19 protein-coding genes are annotated in these 22773 nt (G+C 71.1%); 7 read left to right on the forward strand and 12 right to left on the reverse strand.

Features of this window, described 5'->3' with window-relative positions; genetic code table 11:
- Window positions 1-1488 precede the first annotated feature (1488 nt).
- On the reverse strand, window positions 1489-2343 hold the full coding sequence (locus NW895_RS37255) for an NAD(P)-dependent oxidoreductase (RefSeq protein WP_289941367.1): 855 nt from the start codon (window positions 2341-2343) through the stop codon (window positions 1489-1491).
- A 137-nt stretch (window positions 2344-2480) separates the two neighbouring features.
- Here NW895_RS37255 and NW895_RS37260 point away from each other — a divergent pair, with 137 nt between their 5' ends.
- The 3 genes from NW895_RS37260 to NW895_RS41375 all read left to right on the forward strand — a co-directional run bounded on the left by NW895_RS37260 (window position 2481) and on the right by NW895_RS41375 (window position 5048).
- Window positions 2481-3329 (forward strand): helix-turn-helix transcriptional regulator, encoded by an 849-nt coding sequence (locus tag NW895_RS37260; protein WP_289941368.1) that lies wholly within the window; start codon window positions 2481-2483, stop codon window positions 3327-3329.
- A 378-nt stretch (window positions 3330-3707) separates the two neighbouring features.
- The gene (locus NW895_RS37265; protein WP_289941369.1) at window positions 3708-3947 is read left to right on the forward strand and encodes a hypothetical protein; all 240 of its coding nucleotides are present in this window, start codon (window positions 3708-3710) and stop codon (window positions 3945-3947) included.
- A 723-nt stretch (window positions 3948-4670) separates the two neighbouring features.
- A complete protein-coding gene (locus NW895_RS41375) occupies window positions 4671-5048 on the forward strand; it encodes a DUF6262 family protein (protein ID WP_354670157.1) in 378 nt (125 codons plus the stop codon).
- 33 nt (window positions 5049-5081) lie between these two features.
- Here NW895_RS41375 and proS read toward each other — a convergent pair whose 3' ends face one another.
- From proS to NW895_RS37280, 3 genes are all read right to left on the reverse strand, one after another.
- Complete coding sequence (proS, locus tag NW895_RS37270; RefSeq protein WP_289941371.1) at window positions 5082-6494, reverse strand: proline--tRNA ligase; 1413 nt, start codon at window positions 6492-6494, stop codon at window positions 5082-5084.
- 340 nt (window positions 6495-6834) lie between these two features.
- Window positions 6835-7920, reverse strand: coding sequence for a GNAT family N-acetyltransferase (locus NW895_RS37275; protein WP_289941372.1), 1086 nt, complete (start codon window positions 7918-7920; stop codon window positions 6835-6837).
- Window positions 7921-8035: 115 nt separating this feature from the next.
- Window positions 8036-8431 (reverse strand): hypothetical protein, encoded by a 396-nt coding sequence (locus NW895_RS37280; RefSeq protein ID WP_289941373.1) that lies wholly within the window; start codon window positions 8429-8431, stop codon window positions 8036-8038.
- A 274-nt stretch (window positions 8432-8705) separates the two neighbouring features.
- Between NW895_RS37280 and NW895_RS37285 the strand changes: the two genes are divergently transcribed.
- Window positions 8706-9458 (forward strand): isocitrate lyase/phosphoenolpyruvate mutase family protein, encoded by a 753-nt coding sequence (locus NW895_RS37285; protein WP_289941374.1) that lies wholly within the window; start codon window positions 8706-8708, stop codon window positions 9456-9458.
- Here the strand turns inward: NW895_RS37285 and NW895_RS37290 are convergent.
- The 3 genes from NW895_RS37290 to NW895_RS37300 form a co-directional block, all read right to left on the reverse strand.
- Window positions 9442-10230, reverse strand: coding sequence for an alpha/beta hydrolase (locus tag NW895_RS37290; RefSeq protein ID WP_289941375.1), 789 nt, complete (start codon window positions 10228-10230; stop codon window positions 9442-9444). The genes NW895_RS37285 and NW895_RS37290 overlap by 17 nt on opposite strands.
- Window positions 10223-10807 carry a TetR/AcrR family transcriptional regulator gene (locus NW895_RS37295; protein WP_289941377.1) on the reverse strand — a complete coding sequence of 195 codons (585 nt, stop codon included), beginning with the start codon at window positions 10805-10807 and terminating at the stop codon, window positions 10223-10225. Before NW895_RS37295 ends, NW895_RS37290 begins: the two co-directional genes overlap by 8 nt.
- Window positions 10808-10886: 79 nt before the next feature.
- Window positions 10887-12206 (reverse strand): jacalin-like lectin, encoded by a 1320-nt coding sequence (locus tag NW895_RS37300; RefSeq protein ID WP_289941378.1) that lies wholly within the window; start codon window positions 12204-12206, stop codon window positions 10887-10889.
- Window positions 12207-12587: 381 nt separating this feature from the next.
- Between NW895_RS37300 and NW895_RS37305 the strand changes: the two genes are divergently transcribed.
- Window positions 12588-13499 carry a serine hydrolase gene (locus NW895_RS37305; RefSeq protein ID WP_289941380.1) on the forward strand — a complete coding sequence of 304 codons (912 nt, stop codon included), beginning with the start codon at window positions 12588-12590 and terminating at the stop codon, window positions 13497-13499.
- A gap of 202 nt (window positions 13500-13701) precedes the next feature.
- Window positions 13702-14667: a helix-turn-helix domain-containing protein gene (locus tag NW895_RS37310; protein ID WP_289941383.1), complete on the forward strand. Its 966-nt coding sequence runs from the start codon at window positions 13702-13704 to the stop codon at window positions 14665-14667.
- Here NW895_RS37310 and NW895_RS37315 read toward each other — a convergent pair.
- Window positions 14651-15733 carry an endo-1,4-beta-xylanase gene (locus NW895_RS37315; protein WP_289941384.1) on the reverse strand — a complete coding sequence of 361 codons (1083 nt, stop codon included), beginning with the start codon at window positions 15731-15733 and terminating at the stop codon, window positions 14651-14653. The two genes, NW895_RS37310 and NW895_RS37315, sit on opposite strands and share 17 nt — an antisense overlap.
- Before the next feature lie 129 nt (window positions 15734-15862).
- Between NW895_RS37315 and NW895_RS37320 the strand changes: the two genes are divergently transcribed.
- Window positions 15863-17140, forward strand: a complete 1278-nt coding sequence (locus NW895_RS37320; protein ID WP_289941385.1) for an MFS transporter — start codon at window positions 15863-15865, stop codon at window positions 17138-17140.
- A gap of 33 nt (window positions 17141-17173) precedes the next feature.
- On the opposite strand, the gene NW895_RS37325 is transcribed toward NW895_RS37320, so the two are convergent.
- The 4 genes from NW895_RS37325 to NW895_RS37340 all read right to left on the reverse strand — a co-directional run bounded on the left by NW895_RS37325 (window position 17174) and on the right by NW895_RS37340 (window position 22769).
- Window positions 17174-17980, reverse strand: coding sequence for an ABC-2 family transporter protein (locus tag NW895_RS37325; protein WP_289941386.1), 807 nt, complete (start codon window positions 17978-17980; stop codon window positions 17174-17176).
- A 1-nt stretch (window position 17981) separates the two neighbouring features.
- Window positions 17982-18788, reverse strand: coding sequence for an ABC-2 family transporter protein (locus NW895_RS37330; RefSeq protein WP_289941387.1), 807 nt, complete (start codon window positions 18786-18788; stop codon window positions 17982-17984).
- A gap of 1 nt (window position 18789) precedes the next feature.
- Window positions 18790-19797, reverse strand: coding sequence for an ATP-binding cassette domain-containing protein (locus tag NW895_RS37335; RefSeq protein WP_289941388.1), 1008 nt, complete (start codon window positions 19795-19797; stop codon window positions 18790-18792).
- 110 nt (window positions 19798-19907) lie between these two features.
- The gene (locus NW895_RS37340) at window positions 19908-22769 is read right to left on the reverse strand and encodes a glycoside hydrolase family 2 TIM barrel-domain containing protein (protein WP_289941389.1); all 2862 of its coding nucleotides are present in this window, start codon (window positions 22767-22769) and stop codon (window positions 19908-19910) included.
- Between the last annotated feature and the right edge of the window lie 4 nt (window positions 22770-22773).

Here is a 22773-nt window from a genome sequence, read left to right on the forward strand (position 1 = left end):
GTCACAGAGCTCGACAGAGCGGACGGCTGCGTGATCGCCGCAGTGAGCGGCGCGATGGACTACCTGACCGGCACCGCGTTCCGTGCCGCCGTCCAAGGGCTGCTCGATCTGCCCAGGACTGCTTCTTCTCCCGATTTGGTTCGGTGTCTGAGGGGCAGGCGCGTGCGGGGAGCAAGGGCATGATGACGGCCCGCTCCGGGATGGGAACAGGCCGCAAGGTACATCTGGTCCCTCGACACCATTCACAGAAAGTGGTCGATCTGCTACGTTGAGGTAACGCGACAAGGGCCGCTGACCTTGATTCCGGGCCTCCTGCCTTCCGTCTTTCGCCCCCGCCGCGGGCCCTCGAACGCCCTGGCGACAAACCTGTCGTTGGGGTTGCCGAGAAGATGGGGGGCCCCGGGATGAGTGGGGGCTGGGTCCTGGTTACCGTCGGAGTAGTAGGGGGCGTGCTGTGCGTGCTGAACTACACTCTCGACTCGGTTCCTGGACTTGCGCGACGGATGGTCACGGCCATTCACGCCCTGCGGACAGTGAAGTCCGCGCTCAAGGGCGCAAAGAATGATGACAACGAGGCCATCCATGCCCCGCGGACTGACGAGACCGCGACAGAGGGCACAAAGGATGATGACTACGAGAACCAACCCTCGTAGTTGAGGTGGCCCTCACGGTAAACCAGCCGTGAGGGTTACACCTCCAGCTCGAGTCCTTCTTGTAGCCGGCGATGGCGAGAGCAGACGCCGAGATCGTCTCCTCCCCGCGGACTCCTTGCAACTCGACGTGCACGCGGCGCCTGGAGGGCGCGAGCCTGCTGCTCCGAGGCGTCCGGCGCGTCTGTCTCCCCGGCGAAGTCGGTGATCTTCCCCGTCGCAACCCTTCCATCCACACCGCCGTGTTCCTCCTTCGCCTGGACCACCTCCGGGCATCCGGCCAACCCGACGACACGGCCCCCGCTGCCAGGCACGCCCATCAGCCAGCACCGGTGGCGTGGGCAGACTTGCTGGTGCGCCGCCAGGTACCCCCGGGCCGGTGCAACGCGACCGGTCCGCGCAGCCACACAGCCCGGGCACGCCGGACCCCAGGCAGCACACCGTCTCCACCCCGTTGTGGAGCCGCGCCACCGGCCTCTCCGTCGAGGGGCCCCAGCGGCTCCTCCCGCATCCAGGTCGGCAACGCGCGGCGTAAGCCCACCTGCGGCACACGACACAGCGGGTCCCGGGCCGCGGCGTTCAAGAACACCTCACTGTCGCCCTGCAGAGCCCCGACGACGCCCTGCTGGCCGGCCACTTCGGTAACCGACGACAGCAGACTCCGCACCGTCAGGCCGTACCTGTCCGCGATCCGCCCCAGGAACGACAGCGTCATCTCACCCTGCAGGGAAGCCATCCGAAAGGCACCCGCAGCCAGCAACAGCTTCCCCACCCATCCCGTCGCGTACCAGCAGACCTCGGCGTGATCAACGTGGCGACTGGCGGGGCGCAGTGACCGTCACAGGGCTCCGGCGTCCCGGGCCGTCCAGACGCTCGGGTAGATCGGCCGGAAGCCGAGCTCCCGGCGGATCCGCTGGTTGGACATGATCCCGAACCACGGGTCGGGGTCCGTGAGCTCGTGGAGCCCGGCGGGCACCTCGACGCCGTTGAGCTGGTACAGCTCGACCGTCGTGACGGGGGCGTCATCGGCGATGTTGTAGATCCGGCCGGCGATGCCCGGCGCGTACAGCAGACGCATCAGGCCCTGGGCGACGTCCGCGTGGTGGGCCATCTGCAGGCGCTGGTGCGGCGCCCAACCGGCTGCCCAGTGCAAGGAGTTGGCGAGATGCGGGTCGCCCTCGCCGTAGACGAAGGGCAGCCGCCCGATACGTACGTCCAGGCCCTTGAGCGCGAGCAGTTCGCGCTCGGCCTCGGCCTTGGACTCGGGATAGGCGCCCCACATCTCACCGCCCGGCCGGCTCTCGTCCTCCTCGGTCAGCGGGCGGCCCCGTCCGACGCCGTACACATTGTTCGTGCTGACCTGCACGAACCGCTCCACGCCCAAGGCCTGCGCGGCGCGGCCCAGGGCCACCGCGGCGTCCCGGTTGACGGCCCACGCCTCCTCGTCGGGCACCCCGCGGAAGGAGGCGGCGACATTCACAACGGCGTCCACGCCGGCGAGCGCCTTACCGAGTGTCTCCTCGTCGCGCATGTCTCCTACGGCGACCTGGGCGCCCAGCTCCGCGAAGCGCTCGCCGCGGGCCGCGTCCCGTACCAGGACCCGCACCTGCTCGCCCGCCTCCCGCTGGGCCAGCAGCCTCGGCACGAAGCGGCGTCCGACCTGCCCCGTCGTACCAGTCACCAAAGTCAGCATGATGTGCTCCTCACGCACTGTGTCGCCTGTCGTCGGCGACCAGCCTCGACGGATGCGGCGATGTCCGGGAGAGACCTCTTCATCAGGGGATCGGGAGTCCCTGGATAAAGTCGGCCGGCGTCCCGCACCCTGGAGAGGTGAACCGAGCCGAACTCGCCGACTTCCTGCGCCGTGCTCGCGCCCGCCTGGCCCCCTCCGACGTCGGTCTCACGGCCGGAGTCCGGCGCCGTACGCCGGGGCTGCGCCGCGAGGAGGTGGCCCAACTGGCCGGCATGTCCGTGGACTACTACACGCGGCTGGAACAGTCCCGGGGCCCGCGCCCGTCCCGCCAGATGCTCACCGCGCTGGCCCGCGCCCTGCGCCTGACGGAGGACGAACGCGACCACCTCTTCCACCTCACCGGTGAACAGCCGCCGCTCCGGGAGGTGACCAGCACGCACGTGCGCCCGGGCCTGCTCCTGGTGCTGGACCGGCTGGAAGACACCCCGGCCATGGTGGCGACCGACTGCGGCGAGATCCTGGCCCAGAACGCGCTGTCGCGGGCGTTGGTCGGAGACGTGCTCGCCCGCCCGCCCCGAGGACGCAACATGATCCGCCGCTTCTTCCTGGACCCGGCGGTCCGGGAGCTGTTCCCGCCCGAGGACCGCCCGGAGCGCGCCCGCGAGCAGGTGGCCGGCCTGCGAGCGGTGGCCTCGGCCCGCCCCACGGACCCCGAACCCGCTGCACTCGTCGCCGAACTACGCGTGGCGAGCGGGGAGTTCGCCCACCTCTGGGACGAACACGAGGTCGCCGCACGCCGCGCCGCCACGAAACGCTTCCGGCACCCTGCGATCGGCATCCTCGAACTCGACTGCGAGGTCCTCGTCAACTCCGACCACAACCAGCAGCTCGTCATCCACACGGCCCGCCCGGGCACGGAGTCTTACGAGCGCTTGCAGTTGCTGCGGGTGGTGGGCTTGCAGGACCTGACGCCGACGGGTTCCTGACCGCGTGCGCGATTTCGAGTTCGCTCCCTGCCCGCCGCGCAGCACCCACGATCCCGAACTCCCGCGCCATCCGACAGCGGCACAGGCAGGCAGACGACCACCCCGACCACCGAGCACTTAAGCCCCTGCTCGACGCCCACCGAGCAGCTGGCCGAGACGATCGACAGCACACCGCGGTCCCGCCAGTGACAGACGGCCGCCCGTGCAGCGGACCAGCCCGGCCGTGGATCCGCCAGCGAGCACCTGCGGCGGGCCTACACCGCGGCGTACGCCCTGCATCCCGAGCCGGGACGCGCCCACAGCGAGGCGATCAAGGTCGTCGAGTGCGCCGCGCACGCCACGCTGGAGCCGAACAATGCCAAGGCCACTCTCGGCACGATGCTGCGCGAGCTGCGCCAGCACGCAGGCCAGTGGGACGTCGCCCTCGCAGGGAAGACCGGCGTCGAGGGGGAGGCCGCGGTCACCGCGATGATGTCCCTGCTCTGGACGGGACAGACGAGCCGCCACGGTGGCCAGCAGCCCACCCGGGAGGAGACCCTCGCCGAGGCGCGCATGGCCGTCGACCTCGCGGTGTCCCTGGTCCGCTGGTTCGCCGACGGCGCCGTACGCCGCCGCTGACCGGTGTCAGCGGTCCGCTGACGGGCGGGGTGGAGCCGTCGGCATGGACGCCTCGCCTCGTACCTCGCGGGGGGGGGGTCTCGGCGACGCGCAGGCCCGGCTGCGGCCACTGGTACATCACGGTCCGCGCGGTCGTGTCGCCGAGCAGGTCGACCGGCACCTGGTAGAAGATCCGGCCGGCCGCCCAGTCCTGCCGCGCTGGCAGCCGTGGCCGGTTCCGAGCCGGTAGGCTCCTCCGGCGTCACAGTTGTGTGGCGTCACAGTTATGCCGATCCTGTGACGCACCGGAGAGCGGATTGGGCGCCAAGAACGGCGAAGCCGGACCGCATCACTTGATCCGGCTTCAACCTCAACCAGCGCTTGGGCTACGAGGCACCACCAGTGCGGCCGAGGATCAAGCGAGTGAGCTCCCTGCAGGTATTGGCGATTGCCCGGCAGTGCTCGCGGATGGTCTGTGCCCTGCCTCCGATTCAGAGCCGCACGGGGCGGCTGGATCAGAGCCGAGCGGGACCAGCGCAAGAAACCAGAACACTGCCGGAGGGCCTCCGCCAAGACCCAGCAACGTCAAGGCCGGCGGGCAGCACTGCCGTATCCGCTTCCAGTGCGCAGGCTGCGACTTCTACCGCCCCGACCCCTCCTGTCTCCCGGCCCTGCAGCAGCAGGTCGCCGAGCTGCGGGCCGACAAGGTTATCCCCGTGGACGGACTGACCATCCGGAGCGCACGTGACCAGCACTGAATCGTCCCGCGACGCCCGCGTAGCCCGCCTGCGCCAGGCCCGCCAGGCGGACAGCGAAACCAAGACCATCCGCACACAACGCGCCATCCGGGACCTGCTCAACGCCGGACAGCGCATATCCTTCGCACGGGTGGCACGCGAAGCAGACGTGTCGACCTGGTTCATCTACGACACACCCGCCATCAACGCTGCGATCCGCAATGCCATGAGCGACCAGGCCCAACACGGCAGGGAAGCAGCCGCAGTGCCCCGGAAGACTCGCCGGACAACGGGAGGAAGCGGAAGAGACCAGCGGATCGCTGCGCCTTGCGCTGCGCAAGGCGATGCGGGCCGTGCCGTGAGACCGCCGGTCCGCCCACGGTAACCAGGCGGAGCAGCAGCATCGGTCTCTCCAGGGTCAGTAGGCACGTGCCACGACGGCGATGTTGCCAGGCTGGTCGTCGCTCTCGGGAACGGAACCGTCTGCGGCGACCAGGCACCGCACGGTGACGCCCTGTTCGGCGAGCTTGGCCTCACCCTCCACGCCCAGCGTTTCCCAGGCAATGCGCGCCCAGCCGGTGCTCGCCGCCTCCGCAGCCTCCTCGACCGTGGTCACCTCGACGGTGCGGTCGTTGCGACGCTTACGGGACTGCGCCAGCAGAAGCGCCTGGTCGTCCTCCAGTACCGTGGGCACGATCTCGGACAGTGCCCCGATCGGCGTCGGCTCCTTGCTTCCCGCTACGCGGCGGACCAGCACGGCAGTCCCGTTCTCCACGTCACGTGGCCCGACCTCGATGCGTACCGGCACCCCCTTGAGCTCCCAGTCGACCGCGCGGCGGCCGAACGGCGTGTCGGTGCGGTCGTCGACGTGTACGCGGATACCAGCCGTCTTCAGCCGGTCACCGATCCCGCGGACCGTGTCCAGGACCGCGTCGTCGCCCTTGACGGCCACGATGACCACCTGAACCGGGGCCAGACGCGGCGGGATGCGAAGGCCGTCATCGTCGCCGTGCATCATCACCAGTGCGCCGACCATCCGGGTCGTGGAACCCCACGACGTCTGCCAGACGTATTCCTCACGGCCGTCCTTCGACAGGTAGCGCGTCTCGAACGCCTTGGCGAAGTTCTGGCCCAGTTCGTGGCTTGTGGTCAGCTGGAGGGCCTTGCCGTCGCCCATCATGCCTTCCAGGGTGAGCGTGTTGATCGCGCCGGCGAACCGCTCCCTGACCGTCTTGCGACCCGGTACGACATCCATGGCGAGGACGTTTTCCAAGAAGTCGGCGTACACCTCCTGGTGGATGAGTGCGGCGTAGTCCCGGGCGTCCTCGTAGGTGGCGTGTGCCGTGTGGCCTTCCTGCCACAGGAATTCCGTCGTACGAAGGAACACGCGCGGCCTCAGCTCCCAGCGGACCACGTTCGCCCACTGGTTGATCAACAGCGGAAGGTCGCGGTAGCTCTGCACCCACTTGGAGAAGTAGTCGTTGACGATCGTCTCAGACGTGGGGCGGACGACGACGGGCTCTTCCAGCTCCTTGCCGCCGCCATGAGTGACTACGGCCAGTTCGGGCGCGAAGCCCTCGACGTGCTCGGCCTCCTTCGTCAGGTACGACTGCGGGATGAAGAGCGGAAAGTACGCGTTCTGCGCGCCGGCCGCCTTGATCCGGGCGTCCACCTCCTGCTGCATCCGCTCCCACAGGCTGTATCCGTACGGTCGGATGACCATGGTGCCGCGCACCGGCCCGTTGTCGGCCAGTTCGGCCTTGCTGACCAGGTCCTGGTACCAGCGGGGGAAGTCGTCCGCCTGGGGTGTGAGAACGGGTGCTTTTGCCATGACGCGCAGAGTAGGACGCGGCTCCCCCAAGGCGCGACCCGATTACTTCCCAGGATCCAGCCACCGAAGGGCTGCTTGCGGTCATAACCGGTGCGGTCCTCCGCGGCGACGGCGAGCCGCGCTTGTTCCCCTGCCGTGGGGTGCACATTCACGCCGACACCTATTCACAGCCCGCCCCTTTGGGCCGCTCGCCCCGTTCTTGGTCATGCTCGATCTCCGCTCAGGGGGCCTGCCCGCACCGGGCTCGTCGCGCCGGTGTCCGGCGGCCTGGGGCGCGAGTCGTCGGGTGTGGGGTGTGCGGGTGTGCCCGTCGGGGGCCGTCGGCGGCCGGACGCGGGGCTCAGCGGTCACGCAGGCGGCCGAGTTCTGCCAGGGTTCTGGCGGCGGCCTCGGCCAGGCGGGGACGGTTGCGTACGAAGCGGCGGGCGGCTCGGGCCGGCTCGCGGGCCAGGCGGTAGGCGGTGCCGCCCGGACCCGGGCGGATCACCGCGCCCTCGTACACCCGTAGGTCACGGGTCTTGAGCGACTCCTTGTAGCGGGCCGGCCCGCTGCCCAGGTCGACCATGCGGATCCCGTCGGCGGCCGCCGCCTCCAGCATGCGCAGCTGCAGCACGCGGCCGGGCGAGAACTTGCCGTACGCGCGGTCGTACGCGGGGAACCACCAGGACAGCACGGTGCGCGAGCGCAGACCGAAGTGAGCGGCCACGGGCCGGCCGGCGGCGTACAGCACCGACAGCACCCCCCGGCACTCGGGCTCGCCGCTGTCCCCGAGCAGCCCGACCAGCCGGGTGATCCACTCCTGCGCGAACCGGTCCCGCCGGCCCGTCCTGCGGTACTGCGCGGACTTCCACCGCATCAGCGCACGCAGCGCCTCCGGGTCCCGCGCGTCGTACACGAACCGCACCTCGCCGACCTGCCGGGCGAGCTTGCGCTCCTTGGCCAGGGTCTGTCCGAGAAAGCTCGCCGAGTTCTCGCGCAGCCGCGTCGTGTACCGCGCGAATCCCCCGTCGAGGTCGACGACCGGGGAGGCGAGCTCCTCGACCGCGTGCGGTGCGAACAGGCTCTGACCGGCCTCCAGATTGTCGAACTCCCAGGACGACAGCGCGCAGGCCCGTAACAACCGGCGGGCGTCGAGCCGGATGCCGGGGCGCAGGACGGCCCCCTGACTGTCCGACACCCCCAGCCCGATGGCCCGGCCCTGACCGAAGGGCCCCCGCTCGTACGGGAAGAATCCGACCTGGGAGCCGTCCTCCTGCAACACCGCCACTCTGGCACCCGGCCTGACCTGCCCGACGGCCGTGGTGAACACGGGATCCAGAAAGGGATTCGCCGGCGCTCCGGACTCCGTCCGGATCTCCCTCCACATCTTGTGGTCGCCCGAGGTCAGTTCGTCGGGCCGCACAACGAGAACGCGCTTGTCGGGCATGATGCCTCCTGTGTCGTCGACCTTGCGGACACACGAAGGCCTGCTCATCACCGCGTATCGGCACCAGGCAGTACTCAGGCCGCACGGCGCAGGCCCTGGTCGGTACCGCCGTCACTCAGCAGCGCAACGTCTGCAGTCCGGCGGCGCCCCGCGCGGAACCACCCGCTCCCGGACCCGGCGCCGTTGCGGCCGGGCGGCCCGCCGTACCGCGCGGACCCACCGCGGACGCCCGCACTGCCGCGCCGCCCATCGCATGGCTCGTCCCGGCAGCCCCTGACGTCCTGGCCGACCGTGTCGGGAGACGGCGGAGCGAGGCGTCCTCCTCGCCGGGACAGGACGGCCCGGCGCTTTCGGACTCGACGCTCCGCGCCTCGCCGCGCACGCCCGTGTCCGCTGCCACGGCGGCCCTGACCGGTGTGCCGCCGTCCTGTGCGGACGCCGGGGCGAAGAGGTGCAGGAACAGCACCGAGGACAGCAGAACCAGCGCCGCTGCCCATCGACACCGCACCATCGGACTCCTGACCTGCGTCCCGGCGGGGGTTCGGCGTTCCCGTTCGCTGTGACCCGTTCGCCGGACGGGGCCGGCACCGGACGGTTCCCCCCTGACGCCCGGCTGTGCCTTCCAGTAGGCCGAGCGCCCATCGCCCCGTCAAGCCCTCGGGGCGCCAATCGGCGCACGCACACTCCGGTCACGCTTCGGTCCGTACCGAAACGAGCCGCCGCTAGCGTTCCTCCATGACCGACCCCACGCACGACAGTCCCGCCGACGCAGTGGCGGACCTGTCATGACCGCCTTCGCCGACCTCCACCACACCGGCGAGCCCCTGCTGCTGCCCAACGCCTGGGACCACGCCTCGGCGCTCGTCCTCGCCGCCCAGGGCTTCCGGGCGATCGGTACGACGAGCCTCGGCGTCGCGGCGGCCGCGGGGCTGCCCGACGGCGCGTCGGCGAGTCGCGAGCAGACGCTCCAGCTGGCGTTCGCCCTCGGCTCGCAGCCGTTCCTGCTGTCCGTCGACGCGGAGGGCGGCTTCAGCGACGACCCGGACGAGGTGGCCGAGTTCGCACGGGAGCTGGCGGCCGTGGGAGCCGTCGGCATCAACCTGGAGGACGGCCTGGGGCCCGCCGACCTGCACGCAGCGAAGATCGCCGCGGTCCGGTCGGCGGCCCCGGACCTCTTCGTCAACGCCCGTACCGATACCTACTGGCTCGGGGACGGCGACGGCACGATGAGCCGCCTGGACGCCTACCGACAGGCGGGCGCGCACGGCGTGTTCGTCCCCGGCCTCACCGATCCCGCCCGCATCGCCGAGCTCGTCGCCGCCCTCGACGTCCCCCTCAACATCCTCTACTCGCCCACCGGCCCCACCGTCGCCCAACTGGCCGACCTCGGCGTACACCGTGTCAGCCTCGGCTCACTGCTGTACCGCAGGGCGCTGGGCGCGGCGGCGGAGGCGGTGGCCGCCATCCGGGCGGGCCGGACACCGCCGGGGACGACGCCGACGTACGACGACGTGCAGGGGTTCAGCGGCGCCCGCTGAGGTCCAGCGCCGCGAGGAGCCGGTCGGCGAACGCCCGCGGGTGCTCGGCGGCGCCGAGGTGCCCGCCGGGGAACTCGGCGAACCCGGCGCCGGTGCGCTCGGCGAGGAACGTGGCGGTCCGGTACAGCAGTTGTCCGCGCGAGTCCGCGCCCGCCGCGAGCGTGAGGCGCGCCGCGGGGGCGTCGAGTTCCGGGACGTAGGAGGAGAAGGGGCGCAGGACGTGGGCGAGGAAGAGAGCCAGGGGAGAGGACGACTCCTCGGCGCGGGACACGGGTCGGGGTTCCTGGTCGGCCTCGGGCTCGCGTTCCTCCAGCACCGCGGCCAGCCGGGCCCCGGCGGCCCGCAGCCCCGCCGCGCGGTAGGTGTCGTACACCTCCCGGAACCTGGCCTGCTGCCGCGCCCCGTCGGGCAGCACCCCCACGACCGGCGGCTCGTGCGCGACGAGGTGCCGCACCCGCTCGGGGTGCCGGGCGAGCAGGTCGAGGGCCGCGATGCCGCCGGAGCTGAACCCGAGCACGTACGCGGACTCCTCCCCGCCGGGCACCGTGTCCAGCACCCGGCACGCCCCCTCGCTCCACTCCTGCACGCGCTGTTCCACGACGGGCAGGCCGAGCCGGCCGTGAGCGAGGCCGAGGGGGTCGTACGTCACCACGGTGAACCGCTCCGCGAGCACCTCCGTCATTCCGTCCAGCCCCATGGGGTGGCCGGCGCCGCCCGGGATCACCAGGAGGACGGGGCCGCCGCCGCGGACGTCGTAGTGCGGGTCAGTCATCGCTCTTCTCCTCGCGGGGCCAGTGTTCGAGCATCACGTGCAGGGCGTCGACCGCCTTGTCCCAGGACGCCTGTACGTCACGGGGGGCGCCGAAGCCGCCGGTGGCCTCCAGGGCGCAGTAGCCGTGGAAGGTGCTGCGCAGCAGGCGGACGGCGTCGGTGAGGTCGGGCTCGGTCAGGCCGTAGGCGCGGAGCATGCCGTAGGTGATCTCGGCGGTGCGGCGCAGGTTGGGGGAGTCGGCGATCAGGGACTGGTCGATGCGGATCTGCGTGGCCGCGTACCGGCCCGGGTGCGCTGTCGCGTACGCCCGGTAGGCGTTCGCGAAGGCGGCCAGCGCGTCCCGGCCCGCGCGGCCGGCGACCGCCGCGGCGATGTGGTCGATCATCTCGCCGCCCGCCAGCAGCGCGAGCTGCGTCCGCAGGTCCCGCAGATTCCGCACGTGCGAGTACAGGCTCGCGTCCTTCACTCCGAAGCGCCGCGCCAGCGCGGACAGGGTGACGTTGTCGAAGCCGACCTCGTCCGCGAGTTCGGCGGCGGCCTCCACGACCCGTTCCTTGGTGAGCCCGGCACGGGCCATGGCGACCACCTCTCTGCGTCTCCACCGAAACCTAGGGTATCTAGGTTAACGCCTAGGATGGCAAGGCGCAGGCGTGAGATCAGCCGATCGGCGCGTACAGCACGCCCAGCTTGTCGATCTCCTCGCCGGCCCGGCCCGTGAAGCCGACGATCTGCCAGCCCGAGGGCGCGGTGAAGGTCTTCGCGTCGGACGTCGCCGTACCGGAGGAGAGGGAACGGCCCTTGTCGGTCGTGAAGGCCGCCGAGAAGATCCTGGTGCGGCCGTCTTTCTGACCCTGCGTCAGCTGCACCGAGGTCAGATGCTCGCCCGAGGCGAGGGTCAGCGAGGTGGCCGTACCGCCGGTGCCGCCGTGGGACAGGACCGTGCCGCCCGCGTGGCTCAGCGACACCGCGTCCAGACGGGCGCCGCCGCGCAGGGTCAGGGTGCGGGGAGCGACGGTGGCCGGCAGGTCGTCCGCGTCGTTGAAGGCCGTGCCGTGCGGGCCGCCGAAGAAGTCACCGGCCCGCAGGGTGGGGTTGAGGGTGTAGGAGAAGCCGACGGTGTGCGGGAAGTGGTCGGACAGGTTGTTGCCGGCCGAGTCCAGGAAGGAGGCCCACTCGTTGTGGTAGCGGGTCGCGTTCAGGCTCAGCAGCTTGCTGCCGCGGTAGAGGATCTTGTCCACCACCTCGCAGTCGTTCGTCGGTGCCGTCGTCGGGCAGAGGAGTGGGGCACCGCCCTGGGCCGGTGGCGTTCCGCCCTTCACCTGCTGGACCCATGCGTCGGTCAGGCCGTTCTCGCTCACGAGCGTGCGGATGTTGTCGCCGGAGCGCGTGTACCGGGTGTTCGTGTCGCCCATGACGATCACCGCGTTGCCCGCGGAGTTCGCCTGGATGAAGTCGGAGAGCTGCTCGACGTTGGCCCGGCGGGCGGCGAGCGCGTCGTCCGTGTCGTCCGCGTTGGTGTGCACGTTGTAGAGGTCCACGAAGACGCCCTCGGCGAGCCGCACCCGCGCCAGCGAGAAGCCCTTCGGGGTGAGGCAGTTGGTGCCGGTGCAGTTCTTCCACTTCACCCGCTGGAAGTCCTCGAAGGGGAGGTCCGAGAGGGTGTTGAGGCCGTCCCCGAAGGGAACGCCGCCGCTGGTCGCGGTGCGGTACGGGTGGTCGTCGCCCGCGTACAGGGCCGCGTGGTAGTTGAAGTCCTCCTGCACGTTGACGATGTCGTACGCCCCGAGGCGCGGGGAGATCAGCGGGGTGTTCCGCTCCGGGTGTCCGGAACTCAGCCCCTCCGGGAGGCCGGCGACGTTGTAGGTGAGGACGTCGAAGGAGCCGGTGGTGGCGGCGGCCGCGGGTGTGGCGGTGGCGGCGGCGAGGCCGGTGACGGCCAGGGCGGTTGCCGTGAGCGTGCCGATCAGTCTTCTCATGGTGGGGGTGTCTCCGATGGGTGACCAGAAGATGAGCACTGCTCAGGTTCGATGCCAACAGGGTGGCGTGCAAGGGTTATTGGGGAAACAGTGAGCGCGGCGGTCGACCCCGCGGGCCGGTCCGGCACCGCATTGCGCGGGTCATTGAACGACGCATATGCCCATATGGCGGATATCTGAGATCGTTCGGCGTCCGGTGCGGAGCTGTGGGAACATGCGCTCCCTCGCGAGCCGCGCCAGGGGGGAGGGCGCCGTTGCGCCCCGCTCTGCGGCTTTCGTGTCGATTCAAGTGAGAACATCGGAGCGTTTGCATTGATAACCCTTGACAAGGACAGGCGTGTTCGCCGGGGGCCGGACGCACGAAGATCCCGTGCGCTGACGGTGCGCAGGGCCGCGGCCATCGCCGTGACCGCCGGCACCGTCCTCCTGGCCACGCCCGTCGCCTCGCCCGCGCAGGCAGCCACCGCGCCCACGGTCAGCGCCAAGGGCGCCTTCCTGCTGGACAACGCGACCGGCACCCGGCTGATGAGCAAGTACGCCGACACCAGACGGCCGATGGCCAGCACCACGAAGATCATGACGGCCCGCGTCGTTCTCAGCCAGACCAACCTCGACCTCGACCGCAAGGTCACCATCAGGCAGGCCTACCGCGACTACGTCGCCGCCAAGGGCGCCAGCACGGCCGACCTGAGGACGGGCGACCGTGTCACGGTCCGGCAGCTGCTGTACGCGATGATGCTGCCCTCGGGCTGCGACGCCGCGTACGCCCTCGCCGACACCTTCGGCACCGGCGACACCCGTTCGGCGCGGGTCAAGTCGTTCATCGGCAAGATGAACAAGAAGGCCGCCGATCTCGGCCTGACCAACACCCACTTCGACTCGTTCGACGGCATCTCGACGACCGGCGAGAACTACACCTCCCCGCGCGACCTGGCGAAGCTCGCACGCAGCGCGATGAAGTACTCGACGTTCCGCGGCGTGGTCAAGACGCAGAAGACGGTGCGGTACGCGACCACGAGCACCGGCGGCACCCGCACCTACACCTGGTACAACACCAACAAGCTGCTCGGCTCCTACACCGGTGCCACCGGCATCAAGACCGGCACCAGCACTCCCGCGGGACCGTGTCTCGTCTTCTCCGCCACCCGTGGTGACAAGACGGTCATCGGTGTCGTCCTGAACGCCACCGACCGCTACAACGACGCCGCGAAGATGCTGGACTACGGCTTCGGCACCAGCACCGCGTCGACCATGCAGCTGCGCTCGCTGCCCGCGGGCGCCCAGCAGGACTGACCGAGGGACAGGTCGGACCGGAACCGCGATGTGGTTCCGGCCGACCTTGCTCCCCCACGGACCACGCTACGCACCCCTGAGCCGTCCGAGTCCCCGATTCCCGCCCACGGTGTCCCCGATTCCTGCCACGGAACCGGCCGGTGCCTCGTTACCGTCGAGGGAGACGAGGTTCGGGCGCACGACGGGCGAGGGGGACGGTTCCGTGAGCGAGGGGGCTCTTCACGTACACCGGGTCGGCGTCGCCGAGTTACAGGCGGCGGCCTCCTCGATCCTCGCCCCGCTCTCCGTGACCGCTCCCGACGCGGACGCCTTCCGGGCCGACATCGACGCGGCGGAAGTGGGGCGTCTGGCCGTGGCCCGGGTCCGTGGCTCCGGGCATCTGGTGTCCCGCACCCCACGAGCGATCACCTCCTCCGACCCCGACCTGCTGAAGGTGACGCTGCACCGCTCGCAGCCCACCGTGGCCGACCAGGGCGGTCGCCGGATCCGGGCGGGCAGCGGCGACTTCGTGGTCTTCGACATGACCCGTCCGTACCGGCTCTCGGTCGCCGACGGGTGCGACGTCATGGCCGTCGGCATCCCGCGCGCGGAACTGGGCCGCCACGCCGACACCGTCGCCCGGCAGGCCGCCCGGCGGCTGCCCGCCGACACCGGGGCCCCGGCGGTGCTGTCCGCGTTCCTGCTCGGCCTCGGCCGCCACCTCGACGAACTGCCGGCGCCCGCGGACACCCATGTGGGCGACGCGCTGACCTCCCTGCTGATCGCGGCGTTCACCGAACGCGCGCCCGGCCGGATGGACACGGCCACCGAGCTGGTGGACCGCATCCGCGTCTACGCCCTGGCCAACATCTCCGACCCGTCGTTGTGCGTCAGGTCGGTCGCCGCCGCCCACGGCATCTCGGAACGTCAGCTGCACCGTCTGTTCCGCACCACCGGCATCTCGTTCTCGGCCTGGCTGCGCCACGAACGCTTCGCACGCATCCGCAGGGACCTGCTGGACCCCGCCCACGACGGCCGCACCATCGCGTCCGTGGCTGCCCGCTGGGGCATCCACGACCCGCGCCACCTGGGGCGCGGGTTCAAGGAGCAGTACGGGCAGACGGCCCGCGAGCTGCGTCAGGAGCGGAGCCCGAGCCTCTCCCGAGGCCGGCTCAGGCGTTCGGATTGAGGCCGTTGGACAGCCCGGTGTACGCCGGCTTCGCCCCGTAGCTCTCGTTGTACGGCAGCGCCGCCCCGTACCCGCTGAAGGTGCCCGGCACCCAGGAGTGCTTGTCGGTGAGGCCCCACACCGTGACGCCCGCACAGCGCGGTACGCCCAGGCAGTTCTCACTGGCCGTCTTGTAGTCGGTGGACTGCTGGGCGAGTTCCGCGGAGGAGGCCGGCAGCGGGATGCGGACGTCCAGCTCGGTGAGGGAGACCTCCAGGCCGAGGTCGGAGAAGCGCTTCAGGTTGGCCTTCATCGAGCTCGGCAGCTGACCCACGACGAAGTGGGACTGGAACCCGATGCCGTGCAACGGCACGCCCTGGGCGAGGAGTTGCTTCGCCAGGTTGTACAGGGCGTCGCTCTTCGCGTTGTCGGCCTCGATGTTGTAGTCGTTGATGTACAGCTTCGCGGACGGGTCCGCCGCGTGCGCCCAGCGCAGCGCGTCGGCGATGTGGCCGGTGCCCAGCTTGTCCTGCCACAGCGAGCCGCGCATCGAGCCGTCCTCGTTGAACGCCTCGTTGACCACGTCCCAGGCGTACACCTTGCCCTTGTAGCGGCCGACGGTGGTGTCGATGTGCTTCTTGAGGAGTGTGTTCAGCTCGGAGGCGGAGAAGGTGCCGTTCTTCAGCCAGGAGGGCAGCTGCGCGTACCAGACGAGAGTGTGCCCCCGTACGCCCTGGTTGTGCGCGGCGGCGTGGCTGACGAGACGGTCGGCCGCCGCCCAGTTGTAGCTGCCCCGGCTCGGCTCCAGCGCGTCCCACTTCATCGCGTTCTCCGCCGTGACCGAGTTGAACTCCCGGTCCAGCACGGCGGTGTACGCCGACTCGCTCTGCAACGGCCCGTCGGCGACCGCCGCGCCGATCTTCACGCCGCGCCCGTCGGCGTGGCCGCGCAGCGTGGTGGCGGCCGAGGCGTCCGGGGTGAGCTGGGGGAGTGCCACGGCCGCCGTGGCGACCAGGGCGCCTGCCGCGGCGAGCGTGAGGGGGCGGGAGACGCGGTGACGGCGATGACCGCGTGGGGTGGGGGGCACGGCTCCTCCAGTGGGGTAGCGATACGGGTGTGGTGCGACATCCTCCAGTTGCTGCCGGGCGGCGATAAGGTTGCCGCGGACCGGATCACGGGGAGGCGGCATGACGGGGCGGCGGACGGCACCGGCCGGATGACGTACGGGGCACAGCGCGAGGACGAGGCCGGCAGCGGCGCACGGGACGCCGGCGGCGGCTTACCCCGCACACGTCCGCTGTGGCGGCAACGGGACTTCGGGATCTTCTGGGCCGCGCAGACGCTCTCCGTCCTCGGTGACTCCTTCGCCCTGATCGCCCTGCCCCTGCTGGTCCTTGAGGCGACGGGCTCGGTCGCCCGCATGGGACTGCTGACCGCGGTGGGCGGGGCGGCGTCGGTCGTGGCCGCGGTGTTCGCCGGTGCCGTGGTCGACCGGGTCGACCGGCGGCGGCTCCTCATCGCCTGCGACCTCGTGCGCATGGTGCTGTACGGACTGATCCCGCTGGTGTGGCTGTTCGGCCCGCGGATCTGGCTGCTGTACGCGGTGCTGCCGCTGTGCGAGGCCGTCGGCATGTTCTTCGCCGTCGGTTACGTCACCGTCGTGCGCGGCCTGGTCCGCACCGAGCGGCTCACCGAGGCCAACGGGCGGCTGAACGCCACCGCCGCCGCGGCCGGCGTCCTCGGACCGCTGTGCGCGGGACTCGTCGCCGCCTGGTCCGGCCCGGCCGCCGCCGTCGGCGTGGACGCGGCCAGCTTCGGGGTGTCGGCCGCGTGCTTGCTCCTCATACGGTTCCGGCCCCGCGCCGGCGACGAGCGGGCAGGCCGGCGAACCGGACTCTGGCAGGACCTGCGCACCGGAGTGGCCTTCCTCCACGGGCACCCGGTGCTGCGCTCCCTGACCGCCCTGCTGTTCCTCTTCAGCTTCCTCACCCTCGGCCTGAACGACCTGGTCATCTACCACCTCAAGCACGACCTCGGCCACGACGACGGCACCGTCGGCACCGTCATGGCCGTCGGCGCGCTCGGCACGATCGCCGGCGCCCTCCTGGTGGCCCGGATCCGCCGCAGGCTCGGCTTCGGCCCGACCTGGACCGGCTCGGTCGCGGTGTGCGGGCTGGCCTTCGCCGGGCTCGGCTGGGCCCGCGACGTATCCGCTGTCGCCGCGCTGACCGCCGCCTTCCTCGCCTGTGTCGGCATGGCGGGCACCTGCTCCATGTCACTGCGGCAGGAGGTGACCCCGGAACCCCTCCTGGGCCGGGTCACCTCCGCCTTCTGGACCCTCCACTACGCGGCGGCCCCGATCGGCGCGGCGGTCCTCACCTGGGCCGCCGAGCACCGGGGCACGGCCCCGGTCGCCCTGGTCGCGGGAGCCTGTTGCGTCCTGATCGCGCTCACCGCACTGTTCACACCGATACGCCGGTCCGGCCGGGGCTGATCCCCGGTCCGGCTCCCGCCGTCCGACGCCGGATCAGCCGTTCACCCCGGCGTAGTGCCCCAGGCTCCACCGCCACAGCAGCCGCGCCGCCAGATACGCCAGCAGCCCGAGCAGCGGGGAGCCCGCCGCCAGCCAGTACGGCACGCCGGTGTCCTGGCCGTGCCCGGTCAGGACCGCCGCCGGGAAGTAGGCGACGAACGCGAGCGGAAGGCCGTACGTCAGGAAGCCGCCGACCGCCTTCGGCAGGACGTTCAGCGGGTAGCTGCCGAAGGTGCCGAGCAGCTCCTCCAGCCAGCTGCCCCAGTAGCCGGCGGCCGGGAAACGCAGGGACGCGGAGGCCACCACCGTGAACAGGGCCGCCTCCAGGAGCATGCCGCCGAGCACGGCGAGGACCAGATACGTGGCCCGGCCCGCCGTCCAGTCGAGGTGACTGCGGCTGAGCGCGCCCGCCATCAGTCCCACCGCGACCGTCAGGTCGCCGATCGCGTTGGTCGGGAAGAACGACAGCTGGATCTGGCGGTGCACCGGCATGGGACGCGTCAGATAGATGTCGATCCTGCCCTCCTGGATCTGCCGGCCCACGCCGTGCATCCGGCCCAGCAGCAGCACGAACAGCCCGTGCGCCAGCATCCGGGTCGCCGGGATCAGCAGCACGTCCGAGCTGTCCCAGCCGCCCATCCCGGTGAACCGGGCGAGCAGCACCGTCGCGAACACGAGCACCGACACCTGCCAGATCGCGCCGATCGCGATCATCAGCAGAAACTCGGCGCGGTACTCCATCTGCGCACGGAAGTTGAGCGCGGTGATGCGCCAGGCGATCCGCAGAGCCTTCAGCGACATCTCAGCCTCCCTGCGAGATCACGCGCCGGGCGGCCCGCCGCCACAGCAGCCGGGTGAACAGCGCCAGCACCACCACCCAGAAGGCCTGGACGGAGAGTTCGAAGACCGCGTCGGACAGGGGGATCCGGCCCACGTACAGCGACAGCGGCACGCTCAGCGTGGCCTGGAAGGGCAGCAAGGCGCTCATCGTGACGAACCAGTCCGGGAAGAACCACAGCGGCGCGTACACCCCGGACAGCAGGTTCTGCGCGAAGAGCAGGATCAGCATCGCGGCGGTGTTGCGGACCGTCCAGAAGCACAACTGGTCCAGGACGAGCAGGATGTAGTACAGGACCCACTGGCCCAGCAGCATGCTGAGCACGAACACCCCCGCCACGGATACCGACTTCGGCGGTTCCACCACCCCCGCGGCCAGACAGACCGCGTACCCGGCCAGCGCCCACGCCAGCCCGTACAGCTGCCCGCCGAGGGCGCGCAGGGCGTAGTAGCGCTGGGGCGGCATGGGGCGCAGGTACCAGTAGACGATGGTGCCGAAGTGCATGTGCTGCAGCACGGTGTCCCGGCCCGCGTACTGGTTGTCCAGGTCCCTCAGGCGGGACGCCAGCACGGCCAGCACGGCGTAGGTCACCGCCTGGTCGCGGTCGAGCCCGGCGGTCGTACCCGTGTCCGCGTACAGGCCGCGCCACAACGACCACACCAGCACCACCTGCACGGTCAGCCGGACCAGGACCGCGGTCATCCGGGGCGGGGTGTGCAGCTCGCCGAGAGGGGTGACACGGGCGGCGCGCCAGCCGTGGAGCACGGCCACGTCACACCCCTTCCCGCTCAGGCTCCCCATGGACGTACGCGGCCCGCATCACGTCCTCCAGGTCCGCCTCGTCGAGGGCGATGTCGGTCACCTCGTACCGCTCGACGACCGCCTTCAGCGCCTGGGAGACGGTCGGGGCCTCAGGCCCGTCCGGGCCGAACACCACCTGCGGGCCGTCGTGCCGCAGCAGCGCGATGCCCGGCGGGGGCAGGACCTCGGCGTGCGGGTCGGCGAGGGTGGCCCGCACCTGCCAGGTGGAGCCGAACGTGCGGCGGATCTCGTCGAGGGTGCCGTCGAGGACCAGCCGGCCGTGGTTGATGAGGACGACCCGCTCGGCGAGGCGCTCGACCTCGGTCATGTCGTGCGTGGTGAGCAGGACCGTACGGCCGCGCTCCTCGACCTGGTGGCGCAGGAACTCCCGCACCTGCTCCTTGACCACCACGTCCATGCCGATGGTCGGCTCGTCGAGGAAGACGACCGGCGGGTCGTGCAGCAGCGCGGCGGCGAGGTCGCTGCGCACCCGCTGGCCGAGGGAGAGGTGGCGGACCCGGGTGTCCCAGAAGGAGGACAGGTCGAGCAGGTCGTCGAACTCCTTCAGGCGGGCGGCGTGTTCGGCCTTCGGCACCTCGTAGATGTCTCTGAGGATCGCGAACGACTCCCGCACCGGCAGGTCCCACCACAGCTGGGTGCGCTGACCGAACACGGCCCCGATGTTGCGGGCGTTGCGTTCCCGGTCCTGGTACGGCACCACGCCCGCCACCCGGGCCTCGCCGGAGGTGGGGGTGAGGATGCCGGTGAGCACCTTGATGGTGGTGGACTTGCCGGCGCCGTTCGGGCCGAGCAGGGCGAGGAGTTCGCCCGCGGCGACGTCGAAGGTGATGTCGCGGACGGCCTGCTTGGCGACGCGCTCGGGGTTGACCAGGGATCTGACGGCGCCCAGGAAACCGGGGCGGCGGACGGTGGTGTGGAAGGTGCGGGACAGGCCGCGCACCTCGATGCTGCCGCTCACGTTGGGGACTCCCTTACCGGGCACGTGCAGCGCGGCCGGCCGGCTGAGGAGCCGACCGGCCGCCGAGAACGTCATGACGGTGTCAGAATGCCGATCAACCGGTCAACGGATTAATCGACCGCCGAGAAGACGAAGGAGAACTCCGCCGGCTCGGCCCGCAGGAAGTACTGCGGCAACGGGCCCGGACCGCACGACTGCGAGCCGATGCCGTGCTGCCCGTGGTCGAGGTTGACCCAGACCGTGTCGCCGGCCGCGAGGTCGGTCAGGTGCCGCGCCGCGTCCAGCTGCTCGGTCGTCCAGGGCCGGGCACTGAACCAGAACTCCGGGTCGCCCTCGATCCTCAGCCCGCCGAGCTCCACCCAGCGGACATCGGCACGGGCGCCGTTCTCCTGGGGGCGGACGTACGGCGTCTGCAGTTGCTCCACGGTCGACTCCCAGCGGCCGACCATGGACGCCGTCCTGCTGTCCGGGTACGCCTCACCGGGGCCACCGCCGAACCACGTCACCTCCTCGGCGGACGACAGCCCGAACCGGATGCCGAGCCTCGGCAGCGGCACCGTCCAGTCGCCCTCCGGCTTCACGGACACGGTCAGCCGCAGCCGTTCGCCGTCGGACGTCCAGCGGTAGACCGTGCTCAGGCCCACCTCCCGGGCCGCGGGCGCCACCCGGGTCCGAACCGTCAGCGCGTCGTCGCCCAGCTCCACGCCCTCCAGGCGGTGCCGCATGCGGTGCAGGCCCAGGGTGCGCCACAGCACCCCGTAGCGGGTGTCCGTCTGCCACTCCGCGCCGTCGTCGTTGTCGGTCGTGGCCCGCCACACGTCCAGGCGCAGCCCGGTCACGTCGACGCCGCCGATCGTCCTCAGCGCCCCGGTACGGGCGTCGAAGGCGGCCGGGCCGAGCGTGATGCCGCGCTCGCCGCGTACGGGCCGGTCGGTCGCGGGGACGATCGGCAGCGGCCGGGCGGCCACGGCGAACTGGCCCCAGGCCACCACATGGTCCTTCGGTGCCCAGGCGGTGTCGGCGGGGAGCAGCGCCCGCACCGTCCACTGGCGCTCGCCGCCGCGACCGTCCGCGGGCGGTTCCGGCAGCTTGACCTCGGCCGTCTCGCCCGGCGCCAGCGGCGGCACCGCCAGCGGGCCCGACTCGACGGTCTCGCCGTCCACCTGGCACGACCACTCGAAGGCCAGCGCGGACAGGTCGGCGAAGTCGTACTTGTTGGTGATCCGTACGGTCCCGTCGGTGCCGTCGCCCTCGATGCGGACCGGCTCGATCACCTTCTTGTACTCGACGAGCCCCGGCGACGGCTTCCGGTCCGGGAAGATCAGCCCGTCGCAGACGAAGTTCCCGTCGTGCAGTTCCTCGCCGAAGTCACCGCCGTAGGCGTAGCCCAGCTCCGGGTGCTTGATGCCGTGGTCGATCCACTCCCAGATGAAGCCGCCCTGGAGCCGGTCGTACTTCTCGAACAGCTCCTGGTAGTCGGCGAGTCCGCCGGGCCCGTTGCCCATGGCGTGCCCGTACTCGCACTGGATGAAGGGGAGTTCGCGGCGCTTGTGGGTGCCGCCGTCCAGCTCCTTGCCGATGCTCTCGACCTCGGCGTGGAAGGCGTACATCCGCGAGTAGACGTCCGTGTCGCGGCAGTCCCAGTCGCCCTCGTAGTGGACGAGGCGCGAGGAGTCCCGGTCGTGGATCCACTCGGCCATCGCCGTCAGCCCGCGTCCGGTGCCGCACTCGTTGCCGAGGGACCAGAACACGATCGACGGGTGGTTCTTGTCCCGCTCGACCATGCGGGCGGCGCGGTCGAGGAGGGCGGGGGTCCAGCGGTCGTCGTCGACGGGGTTGTCGCGCCAGGCCTGCTCGGTGAAGCCGTGGGTCTCCAGGTCGCACTCGTCGATGACCCACAGACCGTACTCGTCGCACAGGTCGAGGAAGGCGGGGTGCGGCGGGTAGTGCGAGGTGCGGACGGCGTTGATGTTGTGCCGCTTCATCAGCAGCACGTCCTCGCGCATGGTCTCCAGGTCGAGGGCACGGCCCTTCTCCGGGTGCCACTCGTGCCGGTTGACGCCCTTGAAGAGGACGGGCGTGCCGTTGACCTTGATGAGCCCGTCCTCCAGGACGACGGTCCGGAAGCCGATCCGCAGCGGCACCCGCTCGCCCTCGGTCGCCAGCACACCGTCGTACAGCCGCGGCGTCTCCGCCGACCACGGCTCGACGGCGACCGTCACCGGCTCACCGGTCGCGACGTCGATGTCCAGCTCCGGGACGGTCACCCGCCCGTCGACGTCGGAGTCGACGCGCAGGGTGCCCTCGCCGGTGGTGTGGTCGTAGGAGGCGTGCACGAAGAAGTCGCCCGCGCTGCCCGCCGGGCGGTGCAGCAGCGTCACGTCCCGGAAGATGCCGGGCAGCCACCACTGGTCCTGGTCCTCCAGGTACGACCCCGCCGACCACTGGTGGACGCGGACCGCGAGGACGTTGCCCGCCGGCTTCAGCAGGTGCCCGACCGCGAACTCGTGCGGCAGCCGGGAGCCCTTGAACTCACCGATGTCCGTGCCGTTCAGCCACACCCGGGCGCAGGACTCGACGCCGTCGAAGCGCAGCACCGCGCCGCCCTCGGCCGGCCAGTCCTCCGGCAGGTCGAAGACGCGCAGGTGGTCGCCGGTGGGGTTCTCGGTCGGGACGTGCGGGGGGTCGACCGGGAAGGGGTACAGGTGGTTGGTGTAGATCGGGGATCCGTGCCCCTGGAGGACCCAGTGGCCGGGGACCGTGACCTCGGCCCAGTCCCCGGAGTCGTACCCGGGCGCGGCGAACGCGTCGTCCTCGGCGTCGGCGGTCGCCGACACGCGAAGACGCCACCTACCGTTCAGGGACAGGGACTTCGCGTCCGAGGACGCGTACCAGGCGCGGGGCGGAAGGGCTCCGCTGCCCGGGGAGACGTCCTCGACGTAGTCGACGGATGGGGTCGTGCGGAAAGACATCGGT

The organism is Streptomyces sp. S.PNR 29, from assembly GCF_030386795.1.
In the GTDB taxonomy this organism is placed as follows: domain Bacteria; phylum Actinomycetota; class Actinomycetes; order Streptomycetales; family Streptomycetaceae; genus Streptomyces.